At 70.6% G+C, this 18,813-nt stretch carries 12 protein-coding genes; 7 read left to right on the top strand and 5 right to left on the bottom strand.

The window, feature by feature from the left end; all coding sequences use genetic code 11:
* Positions 1 to 51: 51 nt before the first annotated feature.
* Both ACQP2P_RS02025 and ACQP2P_RS02020 read left to right on the top strand, forming a co-directional pair.
* Positions 52 to 753, top strand: a complete 702-nt coding sequence (locus ACQP2P_RS02025; protein ID WP_433612690.1) for a PD-(D/E)XK nuclease family protein — start codon at positions 52 to 54, stop codon at positions 751 to 753.
* Positions 750 to 1,355: a hypothetical protein gene (locus tag ACQP2P_RS02020; RefSeq protein WP_433612688.1), complete on the top strand. Its 606-nt coding sequence runs from the start codon at positions 750 to 752 to the stop codon at positions 1,353 to 1,355. Before ACQP2P_RS02025 ends, ACQP2P_RS02020 begins: the two co-directional genes overlap by 4 nt.
* Here the strand turns inward: ACQP2P_RS02020 and ACQP2P_RS02015 are convergent.
* From ACQP2P_RS02015 to ACQP2P_RS01995, 5 genes are all read right to left on the bottom strand, one after another.
* Positions 1,349 to 2,230, bottom strand: a complete 882-nt coding sequence (locus tag ACQP2P_RS02015) for a DUF7669 domain-containing protein (protein WP_433612686.1) — start codon at positions 2,228 to 2,230, stop codon at positions 1,349 to 1,351. The two genes, ACQP2P_RS02020 and ACQP2P_RS02015, sit on opposite strands and share 7 nt — an antisense overlap.
* A 146-nt stretch (positions 2,231 to 2,376) precedes the next feature.
* Positions 2,377 to 6,696: a hypothetical protein gene (locus tag ACQP2P_RS02010; protein WP_433612684.1), complete on the bottom strand. Its 4,320-nt coding sequence runs from the start codon at positions 6,694 to 6,696 to the stop codon at positions 2,377 to 2,379.
* Positions 6,696 to 7,406 carry a hypothetical protein gene (locus ACQP2P_RS02005; RefSeq protein ID WP_433612682.1) on the bottom strand — a complete coding sequence of 237 codons (711 nt, stop codon included), beginning with the start codon at positions 7,404 to 7,406 and terminating at the stop codon, positions 6,696 to 6,698. Before ACQP2P_RS02005 ends, ACQP2P_RS02010 begins: the two co-directional genes overlap by 1 nt.
* The gene (locus ACQP2P_RS02000) at positions 7,403 to 8,821 is read right to left on the bottom strand and encodes a hypothetical protein (RefSeq protein ID WP_433612680.1); all 1,419 of its coding nucleotides are present in this window, start codon (positions 8,819 to 8,821) and stop codon (positions 7,403 to 7,405) included. The genes ACQP2P_RS02005 and ACQP2P_RS02000 overlap by 4 nt, the downstream gene beginning before the upstream one ends.
* Before the next feature lie 34 nt (positions 8,822 to 8,855).
* A complete protein-coding gene (locus ACQP2P_RS01995) occupies positions 8,856 to 9,191 on the bottom strand; it encodes a hypothetical protein (protein WP_433612678.1) in 336 nt (111 codons plus the stop codon).
* Positions 9,192 to 9,961: 770 nt separating this feature from the next.
* On the opposite strand from ACQP2P_RS01995, the gene ACQP2P_RS01990 reads away from it, so the two are divergent.
* From ACQP2P_RS01990 to ACQP2P_RS01970, 5 genes are read left to right on the top strand one after another with little or no spacing between them, the layout of a single operon-like run.
* Complete coding sequence (locus ACQP2P_RS01990) at positions 9,962 to 11,170, top strand: DUF6361 family protein (protein ID WP_433612676.1); 1,209 nt, start codon at positions 9,962 to 9,964, stop codon at positions 11,168 to 11,170.
* The gene (locus ACQP2P_RS01985) at positions 11,157 to 12,908 is read left to right on the top strand and encodes a hypothetical protein (RefSeq protein WP_433612674.1); all 1,752 of its coding nucleotides are present in this window, start codon (positions 11,157 to 11,159) and stop codon (positions 12,906 to 12,908) included. The genes ACQP2P_RS01990 and ACQP2P_RS01985 overlap by 14 nt, the downstream gene beginning before the upstream one ends.
* Complete coding sequence (locus ACQP2P_RS01980; protein ID WP_433612672.1) at positions 12,905 to 16,036, top strand: helicase-related protein; 3,132 nt, start codon at positions 12,905 to 12,907, stop codon at positions 16,034 to 16,036. Before ACQP2P_RS01985 ends, ACQP2P_RS01980 begins: the two co-directional genes overlap by 4 nt.
* A complete protein-coding gene (locus ACQP2P_RS01975) occupies positions 16,033 to 18,417 on the top strand; it encodes an AAA family ATPase (protein ID WP_433612670.1) in 2,385 nt (794 codons plus the stop codon). Before ACQP2P_RS01980 ends, ACQP2P_RS01975 begins: the two co-directional genes overlap by 4 nt.
* Positions 18,414 to 18,803 carry a hypothetical protein gene (locus ACQP2P_RS01970; protein WP_433612668.1) on the top strand — a complete coding sequence of 130 codons (390 nt, stop codon included), beginning with the start codon at positions 18,414 to 18,416 and terminating at the stop codon, positions 18,801 to 18,803. The genes ACQP2P_RS01975 and ACQP2P_RS01970 overlap by 4 nt, the downstream gene beginning before the upstream one ends.
* Positions 18,804 to 18,813 lie beyond the last annotated feature (10 nt).

Below are 18,813 nucleotides of genomic sequence, written 5' to 3'. Positions count from 1 at the left end.
ATAGGTTCGGCCGTCTGCAACGCGTGCCGATCGATCCGGGGAGCCGCCGTTATGGTTGAGCAGGGCCGGCCCCACGAATCGGACTGGGCAGCCGCGTTCGACCAGATGACGTCTCAGTGGGCCGATCTTGAGTCCTCGCCTATCGACTACACCGATTGGGCGAGTCAGTTCAAACGGATGTCCGCCCAGCAAGCTGCGCTCGATACCGCCGGACTGTGGCGCTCGGCGCCGGCTGACCTCCTCACCATCTGCGGCGTTCACCACCGCGAAACGGCACACAGTTCGGCTCTGGCTTGGCTGTGCAGCGACAGCGAGACACACGGACTGGGCGCGCTGTTCCTCCGCGAGCTTCTTGCGTTGGCCGGCGAAGCTGATCATCCGACCGGCCCTTTCGAAGTCGGCACCGAAGTTGTCCGAGCGAACTCCCGCGCCGACTTGGTTGCGGAAAGCATGGACGTCACGCTCATCCTTGAGATCAAGCTCGACGCCAACGAGTCGCCCCGGCAGTGCCAGCGGCTCTACGAGGATTGGCACGGCACCCCTGGACTACGCCTGTTGTTCGTCACACCTACCGGTCGCGCACCGGTCACAACCACTTCGTTGGCTGCTGCCGCCGCTTGGCGAACAGCGCCTTGGCGACGAGTTCTGCAGGCGCTCGACCGCGCCGTCACCATCAGCGAACGTCCGCCCACGGATGTCGTCGCACAGTACCGCCAGACTTTGCATCGCCTCTACGGAAGGAGATCCGGGTGACGATCGAGGAATTCGGCCGGAAGCCGCTGTCAATTCCGCCGATCGACGACCCCCAGGTTCGATTCTATCTCGATCACTGGCACGCCATCGAGACATGGGCAGCGCTGCGCAGGGATGCCGACGAGGCCCTTCAGGACCGGCTGCTGGACCTTGTCGATGTACTAGCCGACGATGCCCGCACGATAGGCGATGACATCGACATCCACACGGATACCAGCGACCGGCGAAAGCCGCGAATCGCCATCAGCCGTCGCTCGTGGCGCGATGCGGCCGGTCGGGTCCCGGCCGCGACCGTGATCGAGTGGCAGAAGCCGTTGATCGACCGAGACGGCGAACTGCAGTTGTATGTCGGTCTCCGTGTCGGGGAACGTCGACGGCGCGACCAACAAGTGGGCGCACAGCTCAGCGGCCTGGCTGCGGCGTTCCGCCAACGGCTTGGTCGCCCGTGGGAACGCGAGGACGAGGCCTTCCCGGTCTGGCGGTGGGTCACCGTACCTGGAACAGTGATCGATGAGATCGCGTTACTCGAAGATGCTCGGGCCGGTGCGTGGGACTGCTGGAATGTAACCGCGGGAGCGATCGACGACATTCTGGCTCACTGACGCGGGTGCTCGGCCGCGGGCCGGCGCCGGAGGCGATATTGGCCGCGGTCGACACGCTCGAAGTCGTCGAAGACCGTCGCGTGGTGGTCCGGCGCGTCGGCGCACATGCGGGACACCACATGGGTGCGGATCGTCGACTCGGCGTACCGGCTGCCCCGACGCCGCATCTCAACAAGCACGTCGTTGAGATCGAAGGTGTCGCGGCCCGACCGGCGCAGAACGTCGGCAACCGCAAGCAGGATCTCGTCCCGCGCCGTCGAGGCGGACAACGCGGGCGGGCGCTGCCGCGGGACCGGAGCCTGGGCCAGGATCTCCTGCGGAACTTGGACAGGCCGATGGAGCCGCTGGACCGCGATGGTCAACGATCGCAGCTCGACAACGCTGCCCCGCGCCGCGCGGACGGTGCTGTAGGGCTGCCAATGGCATCGGTACCGGCCCGTCAGCACCAGGGGCGTGTCCCGCTTGCTGGTGGTGCCGGAGCCCGCCGCCGAGGACCACGCGAGCGTCCCGGCGAGCACGCGGTCCTCGTGAATCCGAAACGCGGCGTCGATCGGATCGGCCTTGATGCCCGGCCGCCAGTACGACGCGTCGTTGGTGAGTGTGATGGCGATGCCCTCGTCCGCGTACCCCTCAGCGACAAGCCGCTCGAGCCGGACGACGTCCTTGACGACGTCGTGGCGACTGACGTCCTGCGCACCCTGGTTCGGCAGCTCGAACAGTTCGCCGCCGATCTCGCCGACGAACGCCGCCGCCAGGTACTTCACCTCGACGGCGACGCGCCGGCGTTGCAGGCGAACCAGAAGGTCGAGGTGCACGCCGCGCCGAGGCCTCGGCTCCAGGCGTATCTCGGCGTCCGCATGGCGCTGCTGGATCAACCAGGCCAGGGCGTGCTGGAAGTCGCGTTCGGAGTGGAACAGCGGGCGGCACGTCGCCAGCTCCCGCAGGAGAGCCGAAATGTCCACGTCGTTCATCGTGGCCGATCGGCGCGCGGACCATCTCCGCCGATCGGCCAGACCTGGCGCTACAGCAGGGTGCCCTGCACCGGGAAGGTCAGGCGGGCGGTGGTGATGCCCTCCAGGATCTGGTCCTCGTTCAGCTCGCGCTCCATCACGCGCGCGTAGTTGCGGCCCCGGTTGTGCGTGTTGCGCATGCGTACCACGTTCGGGAAGCGGCCCACCGCGCGCATGTCGCCCAAGCCCGACAAGAAGATCAACTGGATGCCGTTCGCGGCGGCGACTCGGCGTTGCAGGTCCAGGAAGGCGACGTAGTTCGCGGTGCCGAGGGGGTTGTCCATCGGCAGGACGCCCAGGCCGGGCACGTCGCCGCCGCGGTTGGCGGCGCGCAGGCGGGCGAGCATGCAGAAGAGCAGGAGGCTGATCGTCACCTTCTCGCCGCCGCTCCACTTGCTCATCAGCTCGACCGGCTGGCGGTCGTCGGTCAGCTCGGTCGACGGCTTCAGCACGCGCGCGACGAAGTTGCCGCGGCCCACCACCGCCGCGATCGCCTCCCAGGCCAGGGTCAGGCCGTCGGGGATCGGGTCCTTGCCCGCGACGAGCTTGTCCACCAGGCGTTCCACGCGGCTGCGCAGGGTCGCGTCGCTGGTGTCCACACTGGAGCGTGGGCCGACGTCGAGGAAGCGCCGGTTGCGCAGGTGATCCGCGAGCCCGGCGGGAAGCTGAGCGTGGTGCTGAGCCCGTTGCAGGGTCTTCAATCCCTCTCGTACCTCCGCACACAGCGCCGTCACCACCAGGTGCTTGTCCTTCTCGACGGCGTCGAGCTCGCCGGCGAGGCCGTGGCGATAGGTGGAGAGCTGCTCGCCCAGCAGCTCGGTCGCGTCGAAGTCGAGGCGGCCGAGCTGGAAGCGCTCGCGCACCTCGGGGCTCACGGTCGCGAAGCGCTCCTCGGACGCCCAGCGGTCCACCCGGTGCGCCTCGGCGTTGAGCCGGTTGCGGGCCGCGGTCACGGCCCGGTCGGCGGCCTGCAGCGCCCGGCGCGCGCCCCGGGCCGACTCGCGGGCCGTGTCCACGTCGCCCGCGAACGGGGCCGACGCCGTGGGCTCGGTGTCCTCGGTCAGGTCCGTGACGAGCTGCTGGAAGTCGTCGGCGCGGCGGCGCGCCGCGGCGGCCTCGGACTCGGCCCCCGCCGCGCGGTCGCGGGAGGACTGCTCCTCCCGGCGCGAGTCCGCGAGCCGGCGCGCGGCCGCGTCGGCCAGGCGCGTCGCCTCGTCGGCGTCGGCGGCCGGGAGGGTGAGTGTCGACTGTGGACACGCGTCCAGGTTCCGGCGCGCGTTCGCGAGCGCGGCGCCGGCCAGGGTGGCGTCGCGCTGGGCGTCCAGGAAGGCGCGCTCGGCCTGCGCGATTTCCTGTCGTACGGTCACAGGATCCGAAGCATCCAGCAGACGTTGCGCGGTCGCGCGCTCGTCCGCGGCGAACTGCTGGATCTCCTCGTCGAGCGCGGCCAGCCGGCTGGTGATCTCGGCGATCGTCGCCTCCAGCGCGGAGCCCGACGTCTGCCGGAGATAGGCGTCGTGCGCGGCCTGGTAGGCGTTCGTGGCCTCGACCAGGCTCGGCAGCTCACCGGGCACCTCGTCGGCGGCAATGCGCTGGAGATCCTCGCACCGCACCCGGTGCTCGCGCACGGTGGCGGCATCGCGCTCCGCCTCGGCGGCGTGGGCGTGGGCCGCCGTCGCCGCCGTGCGCTCCTCGGCCTCGGCCGAGGCCAGCTCCGCGTGCAGCGAGGCGCGCACCGACGGCAGCTCGGACAGCTCGTCGCGCATGCGCGCGGCCTCCGGGGCCCGGCGAGCGAGATCGGACAGCGCGGCGAGGCGAATCGTCAGCCGGCGGCGGCGCTCGGCCAGGTCGCGGCGCGCGTGTTCGAGCAGGGCCGCGCGCTCGTCGAGCACGAGGCGGGTCTCCTGCAGCTCGGCGAGGCGCTGCTCGGACTCGCGCAGCGAGCGGCCGAGCCGCGCCGAGACCGCCTCGAGGTGCTCGAGGTGCCCGGCCGGGCAGCGCTCGGCCAGCGCGAGCAGCTGAGTCCGCAGCCGCAGGTCGCGGTCGCGGGACTCGATCAGCTCGTGGACGCGCTGGTTGCGCTCGTCGCGGCCCCGGTTGCGCCGGTCGGTCTCGGAGGCGGCGGCGGTGCGGTCGTACATCGCGGGCGCCGGTGGCAGCACGAAGCCGACGGGTTTGGCCGGGTCGGAGTCCACAATGGACTGCAGATCGCCGACCGTGGCGACCTGGATGGCCGAGGTCGGGAACAGGCGCGCCTCCTCGAGCGCGGTGCGGGCCCGGTCCAGGTCGGCCGGGTCGTGCACGAGCAGCCCGCCCACCAGGTGAGGCGCGTCGGCGATGGCGGCCGGCCAGGCGGCGGACGGTACCGAATCCGCCAGGTGGTGCCAGCCCGTCGTCGCCGGGATCCGCGCCGCGGCCAGGACGTCCGCGGCCCGGGCGAGGTCCAGCGCGGCCGGGAGCAGCCCGCGCGCGGAGGCGAGCGCCTGCACCGCGCGGTCGTCCTCGGCGTCGGCGACGGCGAGCTGGATGCGGTGCCGGTCGGCGGTGATGACGGCCTCGGTGAGCAGGTCGGTGAGCGCGCGCTGCGACTCGATCGGGTCGACGCGGTCCCGCTCGGCGAGCACGGTCAGCCTCGGATCGGTGGCCAGGGCCTCGATCTCGGCGAACAGCGGGCCGCGCTCGGCGTCGAGCACGGCCTGGTCGCGGGACAGCTCGGTGAGTGCCGTCTGCGTGTCCGCGCGATCGCGTTCGTAGGCCGCGCGATCCGCGTCGAGGCGCGCGGCCTCGGCCGGCAGTTCGTGCTCGATTCGCCGCGCGGCCTCGGCCTCGGCCGACCGGGCGAGCTCCAGGGCGCGACCGAGCTCGTCGCCGTCGAGATGGTCGGCCGCGGCGGCCAGGTCGCGGTCGTAGACGGCCAGCTGCGACTCGATCGTGCGCTGCTGCGCGTCGAGGCTGCCGAGCCGGCCCCGCAGCGAGTCGGCCAGGGTGCGCGCGGTGGCCTGACGCTCACGCGCGGATGAAGCTTCGTGTGAGGCGGTCTCGATGCGCGCGCGCAACTCGTCGGCGGCGTTGCGCAACACGGCCAGCAGCACCGCGGCCGCGGCGGCCCGGGAGCGGCGCAACGGTGCCGCGCCCGCCTCGGCCTGCTCCTGCTGGCGGCGGGCGACCTCGAGGCGCTGGGCCTGCTCGACGTGGCGGATGAGGGCCGGCACCAGCTGCCAGGACCGGTGCAGGTGGCGGCGCTCGGCGACCAGCGCGTCGGCCGACCGCGCGGCCGCGGCGGCGTGCTCGTGGGTCAGTTCGGCGGCCCGGTATCGATAATGCCGTATGTGCTCGTCCAGAGTCGCGGCCTCGGCGGCTGCGCGCTGTACCGCCGCGTGAGCCTCCTCGGCGTGGGCGTCATGGCGCTCGGCGGCGGTCGCGGCGGACTGCACGGCGGCGCTCAGCGCGCCCGCCAGACCGGCGGCGTCGAGGCGGGCCGCCCGCGCCGCGAGCTCGGCGTCCACGAGCGTGTCCCGGGCCGCGGCCAGGTCGGTGAGCAGCGTCGTGGCCTCGTCGCAGAACGCGACCTCGGCGCGCAGCCGCGGCTGGCGGGCGAGGCGGTCGCGGGTGGTGCGCAGGATGGCGGCGACCTTGCCGGCCGAGGTGGGCTCCGTGACCAGGGTCAGCAGATACTGCACGAACTCGTCGGCGGTCTTGAACCGGAAGTGATGCTCGATCCCGCCCTCGGTCGCGTTGATCTTCAGGATGGCGGTGAACAGGCCGGGGTCGAGCCCGCGGTCCTGCAGCGCCTGGGCCCAGCGCTCCTGCTTGGTGGTGACGATCGGCTCGGTCTCGTACGCCAGTCCCTCGACCGCCTTCGCGAAGTCCTTGAGCTCGGCCGAGTCGTACGGCAGCTGCTCGAGCTCGACGCCGGCGGCGGGCGTGAAGGCGTACCAGGTCTGGCGCAGCCGCTCGTGCGAACCGTTCGGGTCCGACGGCTGTGCGCGGTCGGCCCACTCGTAGACGCCGCCGGTGACCAGCCGCTGCCCCGCCGGGTCGATCCACTCGACGACGACGTGCGCGGTGTCGGAGCCGAGGATGCAGTCCTCGAGGTGGCGCCCGGTCGTGCCGGTGGCGAGGAAGTCGCGCCGGTCCGGGCGGATCAGCGCGCACAGCAAAGCGATCAGGGTCGACTTGCCGCCGCCGTTGCGCATCCACAGGATGGTGTCGAGCGGGGCGCCGTCGCGTCCCGTCAGATCCAGCCACACCTCGCGGAAACGCGCGGCGGGCGAGCCGATCCGGTCAAGGTAGATTCGCCGGATCCGCCAGAGCCTCGCGGGAGCTGCCATCAGTGCTGTACCGACCTCATCGCCTCGAGGGCCTCGCCACCCGCCACATCAGCGACCAGCAGACGGAAGCGGTCCGTGAGCTGGAACGTGCTCGGCCCGAGCTGCGGCATCGGCCGGGCGGCGCCGCGCTCCACGAGCCAGCCGAGCACCTCGGCGACCGCGAACTGCGTGCACCCCTTGGCCGGCCCGGGCTGGCGGTCCTTGGGCCGGAACGCGGCCGTGCGCCGGTAGACCTCGGCCGCCTGCCGCGCCTGACCGTCCACTGTGTCCTCCTCGCCCGGTATCGCGAGCACCCGGTCGATCGTGTCGCGGATGAACTTGTCCAGCGCCGCGACCTCGACCGTCTTGACCTCGGTGCTGTCGAGGTCGACCTCCTGCGGGAACGCGTACGCCGCCACGCCGAGCACGATCAGTCCGGCGAGGAGCTTCTCGTCCGCGGACATGCCGGTGCTGCGCAGATCGCCCATCCGGACCGCGAAAACGCTCCCCGGGTAGGTGCTGAGCACGAGCCCGGTCCGCTGCGGCGCGCCGAGCACGACCAGCCCGAGCCCGCTCGCGAGCGTGTCGACGGTGTCGCGGAACAGGGTCTGGGTGCGGTACCGCTCCAGCAGCTTCCCGTACGGGTTGCCGTCGGTCGGACGCGCACCCGTGCGCAGGCCCAGCGCGACCAGCTCCGCCGCGGCCCGGACGTCCTCGATGGGGACAGTCACGCTTCCTGCTCCTCCTCGGTGTACCGCACGCGAAGGTCGTCGCCCCACGCCAACGGGTGGTCGAGTCCGGCGCCCGTCCGCTCGGTCCGCAGCGCGCTCAGGTCCTTGTGCTGCTCACCCGGCTCGACGACGTCGGGCGCGTAGGCCCACAGCGCCGACAGCAGCACCAGCTCGGTGGTCTGCTCGTCCCTGGCGTCCCGCAGCAGCTCGGAGAGCAGCACCGGCTCCCGCTCGGCGCGCTTGAGGATGCGCGTCACCTCGGCGACCACAGTGGACGGATAGGCCTGCAGCTCGACGCCCTCGCTCTCCCCCGGGTCCTCGCTGTCCTCCTCGTCGCCGGCGACCGGCCGCGGGGGCGCGAGCAGCATGTCGACGAGGTTGTCCAGCTGCAGCAGGCGCGGGATCTGCAGCCCCACGACGCGGTCCCCGAACGCCTCGACGACCTCGGTCGCCGCCTCCCGGTGCAGCTTCAGCACGGGTTGGAGCAGTTCTCGCTCAACATGCAACAGCCGCAGGTGTACCCGACGGGCGAACACCTGCTGCAACTGCGCCTGGAGAAAGATCGTCCGGGCGTCGCCGACGCGTTCGGCCAGGTCCAGATGCACCTGCCGGATCCGCCGCAGCGTGTCGACAAGGTCCCCGGAGGCCCGCCTGACCTCGGGATCCGTCTCGGTGTCGATGCCGGCGGCGACGTGGTTGAGCACCTCGGCATCGGCGGCGATGCGCGCTTCGACATGCTCGCGTGCGCGTTGGAGTCGCTGCGGCACGTCGTTCACCCAGTCGATCGAACGCACATCCCGCTGTGTCGCATCGAGGATGTCCGCGAGCGAGGCGGACATCGCGACGGAGACGCGCTCGGCCTGCATCGCGGTGCGCCCGGCGGCCTCGAACCGCCGGTCGCGCAGCTGCCGCTGGAGCACGACGGAGAACGCGGCCTCGGCGTCGTCGACGTCGAGATCGAGCCCGTTGAGGTAGAGCATCACGGCCTGCGGCGAGGCGAGCACCAGGGCGCCGTCGGGCCCGTCCTGCAGCTGCAGGAGCCGGAAGGCGTACTCCTCGGAGTTGTCGAAAACGTACACGAACGCGCGCTGGTTGTCGGCGTCGTTGAGCAGTCCCCGGACCACCCAGCGGGCGGCGTCCTCGTGCGCGCCGGTGTCGCCGGGCCGCATCCGCGCGGCGAGCTCGGCGATCGACTCGATCAGCTCGGCGAGCGTGAGCGGCCGCGCGAACCCGAGCGAGGCGACCGCGAGGTCGATCGCCGCGAGGGCGAGTTGCCGCAGGTCATAGGCCTCGTGGATGTCCGCGTGGACGGCGTTGCGCACGAGCCGCGCGACCGGGTCGGTGAGGATGAGGGCCCGCCACCGGGCGCGCATCGAGGCGTGCCCCACCGGCGAGGCCACGAAGGGCTCGGTCACCCGCTGCCCTCCCCCGCCTCGCCGACACGTCCGCCTACCGTAGCAACCACGCCGGCCGGACCCGGAACAGCGAAACCGGGTGTGACGTGCGACCGAGCCGCGACCACTCCTTCGTGGCCCCCACCCGCGGCCTGCGGCGGCACCGTCTCGACCGTCCGCCGTTCGCGTCGAGCCGGACGAGCTTGTTGCCGTCGCCCGTCGCGGCCTCGACGCCGAGCCAGAAACCGCCCTGCGGCCGCGCGTACATGCCTTCGGCGTCGCATCCGACCGGTGCTCCAGCCGCGCTGTCACGGTCACCTCGGTCGTGATCTCGGCCGGCTTCCGTGTCGATCGCCAGGATTCGGGTCGGCGAGTAGGCGGCGTCGGTCACGGAGTACAGCTTCGAGGGCTTTCCGGGAACGGCGGACAATGCGCCGAGCGCGCACCCGGCCGATGAGGTCGCGGCTCACGATGCTCGGGAATCGGGGCTCGTCGCGGCCGAGCTCGAACAGCCCGACGCTCGAACGCACATTCACCGAGGCGTCGTCGACCTCGCTGGAAACGGCGAGCATCTGCTACCGCGGGTCCCGCACTTCCAGTCGCCCTCATTCGCGGTGGCGACATACCGGTCATCCACCCAGGCGACCGAATCGGGTTCGCGCGGCACATCGGTGATCTGCTCGGTGAGGTCGAGCTTCCCGTCGTTCTTGACGTCGATTCCCTTGACGGTGGCGGTACCGGCGGAGCGTGCCGAGCACCTGCGGCTTCTTCGCGTTGCGGATGTCGAGGAACCCGACGCCGCTTGCCGAGTGCGTCGGTGTAGATCAGCGTCCTGCCGTCCGCGGTGATCGCGGAGATGTCGGCGGCCGTCGAAGCGGCGGTGTCCCGCCCGGCGGGCCGTCTCTGGAATACGGGATAGGTGGCCTGACGATCCCAGGAAACGGGGCGATCGCCGTGCGCACTGGCGGCCGTGCCGGGAACGAGCCCGGCCGAGGTGACCGCGAGCCTCACGAGTGCGAGAGAAACCTTGCGACGTTGCCCTTCGGGTGCCAATCGGCTAAACGGCGAGCAACAAGGCCGTTACGGCTGTCCTAATCCCCATAGGAGATCCGTACTGTCGAGCAGACCCATCCCGTCCAAGCACGCTTGCGGAGGTGTCTCATGGCGTCCGCGCTTTCCTGGCTGGATAGCTCTCGGGCCGATCAGCAGCGGATGCGTGAGCTGCTCAACCTCTTCAGCAACACGGAGAGCCGCGACGAACTCGGCATCGGCCAGGTGCGCGACGTGTTCAGCGACATGCTCTTCCCAGGCATATCGACCCTGCACACGCGCGCCCGGTATCTGCTCATCGTCCCCTGGTGCTTCCAGGACGCCCAGAACCGCCGACTTCGTGGCGACGCGTCAACCGCCAGGGTCGCCCGCAATGAGCGCACGGTCATCTCAGCGCTCATACGAGCGGGCCGTCCCGAGGGCATGATCGGCCGCCGCACGGGCGTGAAGGTCCGAACGCTGCCGTCGACCATCTACGCGACGGCGCTTACGAAATTCGGCATTCGGACCGGCGACTCCACGGCCGGCCCCTGGCCGTCGAGCGAGACGGAAGAACTCGCGGAGTTGCGAGCCGGAATGTGGCATCCAACGCTGCCGGACCCGCCCGCGGGCTTCCCGAACGAGCTGAACAATGCCCTGACGCTGGGCGCCGACGAGGCCCGTTGGTTGCGGGAGCGAGTGCTGGCGAAGGTGCCGAACACGCTCCTGGCGCATCTACTCGCGCCGGAGCGGCGAATGGCGCTCGAGGAGGCCTACCCGTGGAACGACGCGGTAATGGCAGCCGCCGCGCCGGAACTCGTGTCGGGAGTACGGCATGCGGCCCGCTTCTCGCTCGCCATTCATGGGGCCGCGCTCCTGTACAACCTGCTGGTCGCGGAGCGGTATGAGCGGGCCGGGCTGACCGGGGTCAAGTCGCCGGTTGATTTCTACCGCGCATCCATAACCGAGTGGAGCGACCAGATTTCCGGCCTCCATGAGTGGGATAGAGCTGAGATGTGGAGCCGAGTGGAAGAGATCAATATGGCCCTCTCGGCCAACACCAACACCGGCCGGTTCGTCGACCGCTGGCTCGACGCGGTGACCAAAGGCGGAACCCACGAGATATGGAGAGAACCGTCACTCCGCACGCTCGTCGAGGAACGTGAACGCTCGATCAAGAAGGCCCAGTCGCGGCTGGTGAACGAGAAGCTCCTGCGCCGATGGAGCGGGGCATCCGGAAGCGGTCGGTTGGTGTATCGCTGGCCACAGGCGGCCCGCTTGCTGACCGACATCCACGACGGTTGCGCCGGCGAGTTGGAGACCAACCTTGCTGGCACCTGACACTCGCACACTGCTGCTCGACGCGCTGCGCCCGCCGGCTGGCTCGCAGCTCACCCGGGCCGTCGCGCTGACCTTCACCCTCGATCTCGAAAGTCTGCTGGTCGCGCCACTGGCGTTCGCCGCGCACAGCCTCCGGGAGTCGACCGACCCCGTGGTCATCATGGAAAGCGTCCGCCAGTGCGCCGAACGTATCGACGTCTTCTGTCAGTCGGGGCAGGTGGCGGTCCCTCCAGGAGAATCCGCGCTGCTCGCGTTCCTCGAGCCCATGGTGCACCCGGTCGGGCGGCCCAGGCCAGGTCGTCTGTTCCACCCCAAGCTCTGGGTGCTGCGGTTCCGGGACGAGGTCACCAGCGAGGTTTCGCTCCGACTACTGGTGTTGAGCCGAAATCTCACCAAGGACCGCAGCTGGGATGTGTGCCTGCGGCTGGACGGCGTGCGCGGTGCGCGCCCGGCCGCCGGCAACAAACCTCTGGCCGACTTGCTCCGGCATACGCTGAAGCTCGCCGTCGTCCCGATCCCGGCGCCGCGGCGGGAGGCCATCGAGGCGCTCATCGAGGATCTCCGCCGAGTGGAGTGGACCACCCCGGACGGCGTTCGCGAGGTGCGTTTTCATCCGTTGGGTGTACCCGGAAATTCGGTCCCGTCCTTCGAGGGTTCTCGCCACCTCGTCATCTCACCGTTCTGCACGGAGGACGGCCTGCTGCTGTGCGCCCCGGGTGATCGCCGCATCGTGGTCGGGCGTCAGGAGGAACTCGACCGCCTGCCCCATGAGGCGCTCGACGGCGCGGAGTGCTTTGTCGTCAGCGAGCTGGCCGGGCTACCGACTGAGGAGACCCCGAACGAGACGGAGATCCTCAGCGGCTTGCACGCCAAGGTGTACGTCGTGGAGCAGGGCGTCGAGGCGCGGATCTTCGTCGGCTCCGCGAACGCCACCAGCGCGGCATTCGGTGGCAACGTCGAGGTGCTCGTCGAGCTCGTCGGCAAGCGCGGCGATCTCGGCATCGACGGGATGGTTGGGCCGGAGGCGGACCTGCGCGAGGTACTCGAGCCGTACGAGCGCGGCGAATCGGTGGAGCTCGACGAGGACGCCGAGCTGCTGATCGATCTCGTCCGCGACATCGCCGAAGTGCCGCTGGTCGCCACCGTGCGGGCCGGCGCGGAGCGGTACAGCATCGATCTGACGTCCGAAGCTCCGCTCCCAGAAGTGGATGGCGTGCGGCTCACCGCCGAACTGCACACCCGCCGTGCCGAGGCCGTCACGCTGGCTCCCGAGCAGCCGGTCAAGGCCACATTTGCGGGCCTGGCACTGACTGACATCACCCGGTTCGTGATCATCACGGCAGAGCTGCGCGGTGTTCGCGAGCGCACAATCGTGCTCGCGACCCTCGTGGGTGACCCCGTCGATCGGCTCGATCACGTCCTCGCGGAGCAGATCGATACCTTCGAGAAGTTCCAAAGGTTCCTCCTGCTGATGCTCGGGCTCGGTGCCGAGGCGGCCCCGGTAGCCGCGACGGAGGGCGACGAGGGCGGCTCGACTCGCTGGCGCTCGGGCTACCTCGGCATGTTCGAACTCCTGCTCAACGCCCTCGCCGAGCACCCCGAGCGGCTCGCCGATCTCGCGAACCTCATCGCTCGGATCGAGGCCCGCGGCGCCAAGCTGTGGCCCGACGGATTCAGCGAACTCTGGGCGCTGGTGGAACAGGCACGGCAGGCCGATCTTGAGGTGGCGCGCGCATGAAGCGATACGACGCGCAGGACGTGATCGCGGGCCTCAAGGACTTCCAGCGCGCGACGGTCGATCACGTCATCGAGCGGTTCTTCGGCGACGACCCCACCCGCCGGTTCCTCGTCGCCGACGAGACCGGCCTCGGCAAGAGCGTGGTCGCGCGAGGAGTAATCGCCAAGACACTCGAACGGCTGCAAGACGACCCCAGCGTGAAGCGGGTCGACGTGGTGTACGTCTGCTCAAACCAGGACGTCGCCAAGCAGAACATCGACCGTTTGCGGGTCACCCCGGACGAGGCCGTCACACTCTCGACGCGCCTGACCCTGCTGGCCAAGGAAGTCGACAAGCTCACCAGCGGCAAACCCACGCACGGCAAGCCGATCAACCTAGTGGCGTTCACCCCGGGTACTTCGTTCGACCAAGGCTGGCGTACCGGGGCGAAGGAAGAGCGCGCGCTGATCTTCCTTCTGCTCGAAAAGGCCGAGCGCTGGGACGGCTGGCGAAGCCGCTCAGCGATTCGGGCGCTGCAGGGTAGCGTCGGCTCCCCGGAGCGGTTCCAACAGCAATGCCGGCAACTCGAAACTTCCCTGAACGGGCAGTTGGATCGCACCATCGCGAGGCAGTTCATCCGCTTTGCCAGGAAGGACGGCCTGCTCAAGGAGTTCAACGCACTTCTCGACGAGATCGGGCGCCGCCCGGCTCTTCCGGACGAACTGCGCGAGCGCTGCCGCCGGCTCATCGGCGACCTCCGCGCCGCGCTCGCGCGGGCCGGGGTCGACGCGCTGGAACCCGACCTCATCATCCTCGACGAGTTCCAGCGCTTCCGGGAACTCCTCGACCCGAACGGCGGACCGGCCGCAGACCTCGCCAAGTCCTTGTTCGATTACGGGGATGCGCGGGTGCTGCTGCTATCGGCGACGCCGTACAAACCCTTCACCTATGCCGAAGAGCGCGCCGCCGGCGAGGACCACTATGCCGACTTCCGGCAGATTCTCGGGTTCCTCAACGCGGACGATCAGTGGCACACCGAGGTCGCGAAAAAGTTCGAGGCACATCGTGAGGCTCTCGTGCGCGCGGAGCCGAGCGAGGCGATCCGGGCCGACCTGCGGGAGCTGCTGCTGCGGGTGATGTGCCGTACCGAACGACCAGCATTGAAACAGGCCGAGATGCTGCACGAGAACATCGTCACCGTGCACGACCTCGTCGGCGACGACCTGCGCAGCTACGCCGCGATGCGAAGAGTCGCAAAGGCCGTCGACGCGCCGATAACCATCGAGTACTGGAAGTCCGCCCCTTACTTCCTGAACTTCCTCGACGGCTACCAGATCGGCGAGAAGGTCCGCGCCGCGCTCAAGGGCCGGCGCGCCGGCGAAATCCAACCGCTTCTGGCGAGCGCGCAGCTGCTCGACGCGGAGGCCGTCACCCAGCGACGCGCCATTGACCTCGGCAACGCCCGGCTACGCCACCTCGCCGCCGACACTCTGGATCGAGGCTGGTGGCAGCTGCTTTGGCTGCCGCCGTCGATGCCCTACTCGACGCTCGGTGAACCGTTCGCCAGCGCTGCCGCGCACGGCATCACCAAGCGGCTGCTGTTCTCGTCATGGAACGCCACGCCGACGGCCGTGGCCGGGCTGCTGAGCTACGAGGCCGAGCGGCGCATCGAGGACGCCCGGGGGCCGCGCGCCGAGCCGCAGCGCCGACGGTCACGGCTCGACTATCGCCTCGACGGGGAGCGCGCCGCCTCCATGAGCACGCTCGCGCTGTTCTGGCCGCATCCGGGACTCGCGCAGGCCTGCGATCCGCTGGCGATCGCCCGCCGACGGCCCACCGAGACCCTGCCCCTCGAGGCAATGGAGGCTGAGGTACGCGAGCGACTCAGCCGTGACGCGCCGGCCGAATTCAGCGACCCGCGCCACGTCGGCGAGGTCCAGCCCTGGCACGCGGTGTTCCGTTGGCCGGGCGCGAGGGCTGGAATCGAGGAGTACTCACCGGCCGACGCCGCCGGGAACCTCGGCTCCGCGCACAACGACGACGGCACGCCAGCCGGCCTCGATCGGCACGTCAGCCAGGCCTATGAGGTCATCACCGCCGCCGAGCATCCGGTGGCACACGAGGTCTCGGCGGTCATTGACGACTTGACCGCTATCGGACTCCACGGACCGGGCAACATCGCGTGGCGGGCACTCGCCCGGCTTATCACACCGGACAGCAAGGTCACACCGGAATGCCATTGGGACTCTGCCGCATGCATTGCCGACGGCCTGCAGTCGTTGTTCAACCGGACCGATGCGGCGCAGCTGCTCGATCATCTGCAACCGGGCGTCGTGTACTGGCGAGCCGTACTGCGCTATTGCGCCGCGGGTGGGCTGCAGGCAGTGCTCGATGAGCACCTGCATGTGCTGCGCAGCGCGAGTCCCGACCTGCCGCTGGACGATGAATCTCTTTACGCACTCGCACTGCAGGTGTTCGAGACTCTCACCGTCCAGCCGGTCACGTACCGGGCCTTCAATCCGCACCAGCCCGACAAGCCGATCGGTCTGCCTGGCCGATTCGCGCTGCGGTACGGCGGGCGGGGCGAGGAGCAGGCGCAGGTCGAGCGGAAGATCGCCGTCCGGCAGGCGTTCAACAGCCCGTTCTGGCCGCTCGTCGTGGCCACCACCAGCGCCGGCCAGGAGGGCATCGACTTCCACCAGTGGTGCTCGGCCGTCGTGCACTGGAACACCCCGCCGAACCCGGTCGACTTCGAACAGCGCGAGGGTCGTGTGCACCGTTTCGGTGGGCATGCCGTACGCCGCAACATCGCCGAGCACCATCGCGCCGCTGCGCTGTCCTCCGACGAGCGGGACGTGTGGAAGGCCGCCTACGACGCGGCCCGCACGGATTCCGGCGCGCTGGGCGACTTCGCGCCTTATTGGGTGTACGGCGGAAAAGCCAAGATCGAACGACATGTTCTGCCGTATCCGCTGAGCCGCGACGAGGCCAGGCTCGAGCGACTGAAGGCCGACCTGGCGCATTACCGGCTGGCGTTCGGCCAGCCTCGCCAGGAAGACCTGCTGGCGCTCCTCCGGCGCACGGCGAAGGACGGCACGCCGCCGCCGGACGCGCTCGATCTCCGCCCTTACGGAAGGGGAGGCCGATGACGCAGGATGCGTCGCTGCTCGACCAGCTCGTCGACCGGCTGGCCGCGGACAACGTGCCCGACGACGTCATCGACCTGGTGCTCGCCGCCTACGTCGGCGACGAGGCGCTCGACGGCGTGCTCGATGGACGGCCGGTTGAGCTGCCCGCCCGCGACCCCGCCGGGCGGGCGCGGCCGCAGCCGTTGTATCTGGAGTCCGTCTCCGTCGCCGGGTTCCGTGGGGTCGGGCCGCAGCAGAGTCTGCGGTTGCAGCCGAACGCGGGCCTCACGCTCGTCGTCGGGCGCAACGGTTCCGGGAAGTCCAGCTACGCCGAGGCCGTCGAGCTCGCGCTCACCGGGGACAGTGCGCGGTGGGCCGAGCGGAACAGTGTGTTCAAGGACGGCTGGCGCAATCTTCACCACGGATCGCCCTGTCAGATCGAGGTCCAGCTGCGAGCCGACGGTGCCGGCCAGCCCATTCGCGTGCGGCGCACCTGGCGGGACGACGACACCGAGGCCGACCAGGGCGTCGCGAGCGTGTTGGCCGGGGACGGCACCGCGGACTTGCGGTGGCAGCAGCCGCTGGAGACGTACCGTCCATTTCTGACCGCCAGTGACCTGGGCCGGCTCATCACCTCCAGGCCCAGCGGCCTCTTCGATGCCCTGGCGCCCATTCTCGGCATGACGCCGCTGACCGAGGCCGACGCGCGGCTCATGCGGGTCCGCCGCGAGCTGAGCGACAAGGTCGCGACCGTCAAGGCCCGGCGCGAGGCCCTGCGCCTGGCGCTGGCGGAGGTCGACGACCAGCGGGCCGCGGACGCCGCCGCCATCCTGGCCAAGCGGGCGCCCGACCTCGACGCCCTCGACCGGTTGCTCGCCGACGCCGGCGAGGACGCCGCCGACCCGGTCGCGGTCGCCGGTCGTCGCGTGGCCGCCGTCGAGTTCCCCGAGCTCGAGCAGGTCGATCGGCTGGGCGAGGAGCTCGCGGAGGCGTCGCGGCGGGCCGATGAGCTGGTCGCCGCCAGCGCGGGCGCCGCCGACGACGCCGCGCGGCTGCTGCGGATGGCGGTCGCCTTCCACGACGAGCACGGCGACGTCGCGTGCCCGGTCTGTGGCGCCGGGACACTCGACGCCGCCTGGCGCGCGAACGCCGGCGAGACCGTCGCCCGGCTGCAGCGCGGCAGCGCGGCGGTCGACCGGGTGCGGGAGCTGCGCGCCCGGGCCGAGCGCCTGCTCGATGTGCGCCCGCGAATCCGTTCCGAGGATCTCGAAGCGCTCGGCGAGCCCGCGACACGCTTCCGCGCGCTGCTCGATGCGTGGGACGCGAAGGAGCCCTCGGCCTATCCCCCGCTGCTGGAGGCGTTCACCGAACTCCAGGAGCACACTCGCGCCTGGCTGCGTCGGCGCCACGACGCCTGGCGCGAACACGCGGCCGCGTTGCAGGCATGGCTGCCGCAGGCCCGCGCCGGCGCCGAGGCCGACGCGCGGCTGAAGCGCGTCAACGCCGCCCGGGACTGGCTGAAGCCCGCCATCGCCGCGCTGCGCGACGAGCGGTTCGAGCCGTTCGCGCAGCGCTCTCAGGAGATCTGGGACGCGTTGCGCCAGGAGAGCAACGTCGAGCTGGCCGGGATGCGACTGGCCGGCACCAACACCCGGCGCACGATTGCCTTTCCGGCCAAGGTGGACGGCACGAGTACGTCCGCCATGGCCGTGATGAGCCAGGGCGAGCTCCAGGCGCTGGGGCTGTCGGTGTTCCTGCCGCGGGCCTGCGCCGAGGACAGCCCGTTCCGCTTCGTCATCATCGACGACCCGGTCCAGAGCATGGACCCGTCGAAGGTCGACGGCCTCGCGCAGGTGCTGGCCGGCCTGGCGCAGACCCGGCAGGTCGTCGTCTTCACGCACGACAACCGGCTGCCCGAGGCCGTCCGCCGCCTCCGCATCGACGCGATCATCTGGGCCGTCACGCGCCGCGACCAGTCCGAGATCGAGATCCGCAAGAACAGCGACCCGATCGACCGGTACCTCGCGGATGCATTCGCCATCCTGAAGACGGAGGAGCTTGCCGACAACGCCCGGTATCCGCTCGTGTCCGGCTTCTGCCGCTCCGCGCTGGAGGCCGCCTGCCACGAGCGCATCCGCCGCATCTTCATCCGCCGCGGCGACAAGCACGCCGACGTCGAAGAACGCATCGAGAAGGCGCTGACCCTGAACCAGATCGCGGCGCTGGCGCTCTTCGGCGACATGCAGGAGGGCGGCAAGGTCCTCGCGAAGCTCAACGGGGAACTGGGACGCTGGGCGGGCGATGCCTTCATGGCGTGCAAGCAGGGCGTCCATCGAGCCGGGACCATGGACCTCGAGACGCTGGTCCGCGACAGCCGCCGCCTGGCGGGATCCCTGCGATGACCGGTGGCGCAGCGCAGGACTGTCTCGCCGCGGCCGACAAGATGCTGACCAGCGTGGTGCGCGGCGCCCGGGGCACGTGGCCGCGCGCCTGCGCGTGGCTGCTGCGGATGGCCCTGGAGTCGGCGATGGACGACTACTGGCGGCGCTGTCACCCCGGCGTGGCCGGCCTCAGGGCGAGGGCACCGCAGTTCCTCGTGCTCGAGCGGTACGCCGGCCGCCGGATCGCCGCCAGCGCCGGCTACGCGTGGTGGGCCCTGTCCCGCGCCGGGCACCACCACTGCTACGAGCTCGGCCTCACCGCCGGCGAGCTGCGCCGGTTGCGGGACACGGTGACGGAGCTCGTCGCCGACCTGCGCAGCGCGGAGGCGGGGCCGATCGCGCCGTGAAGGTCGCGGG

Origin of the sequence: Dactylosporangium sp. CA-139114, assembly GCF_050955725.1 — a bacterium.
Taxonomy (GTDB): Bacteria; Actinomycetota; Actinomycetes; order Mycobacteriales; family Micromonosporaceae; genus Dactylosporangium.
The sequence above is the reverse complement of the archived record's forward strand: the minus strand, read 5'-3'. Positions and strand labels throughout refer to the sequence as shown.

Excerpts from the sequence above, each read along its gene's own strand:
- ACQP2P_RS02025 (WP_433612690.1), top strand. The coding sequence starts at position 52 with ATGGTTGAGCAGGGCCGGCCCCACGAATCGGACTGGGCAGCCGCGTTC.
- ACQP2P_RS02010 (WP_433612684.1), bottom strand. The coding sequence starts at position 6,696 with ATGGCAGCTCCCGCGAGGCTCTGGCGGATCCGGCGAATCTACCTTGAC.
- ACQP2P_RS01990 (WP_433612676.1), top strand. The coding sequence starts at position 9,962 with ATGGCGTCCGCGCTTTCCTGGCTGGATAGCTCTCGGGCCGATCAGCAG.
- ACQP2P_RS01980 (WP_433612672.1), top strand. The coding sequence starts at position 12,905 with ATGAAGCGATACGACGCGCAGGACGTGATCGCGGGCCTCAAGGACTTC.
- ACQP2P_RS01975 (WP_433612670.1), top strand. The coding sequence starts at position 16,033 with ATGACGCAGGATGCGTCGCTGCTCGACCAGCTCGTCGACCGGCTGGCC.
- ACQP2P_RS01970 (WP_433612668.1), top strand. The coding sequence starts at position 18,414 with ATGACCGGTGGCGCAGCGCAGGACTGTCTCGCCGCGGCCGACAAGATG.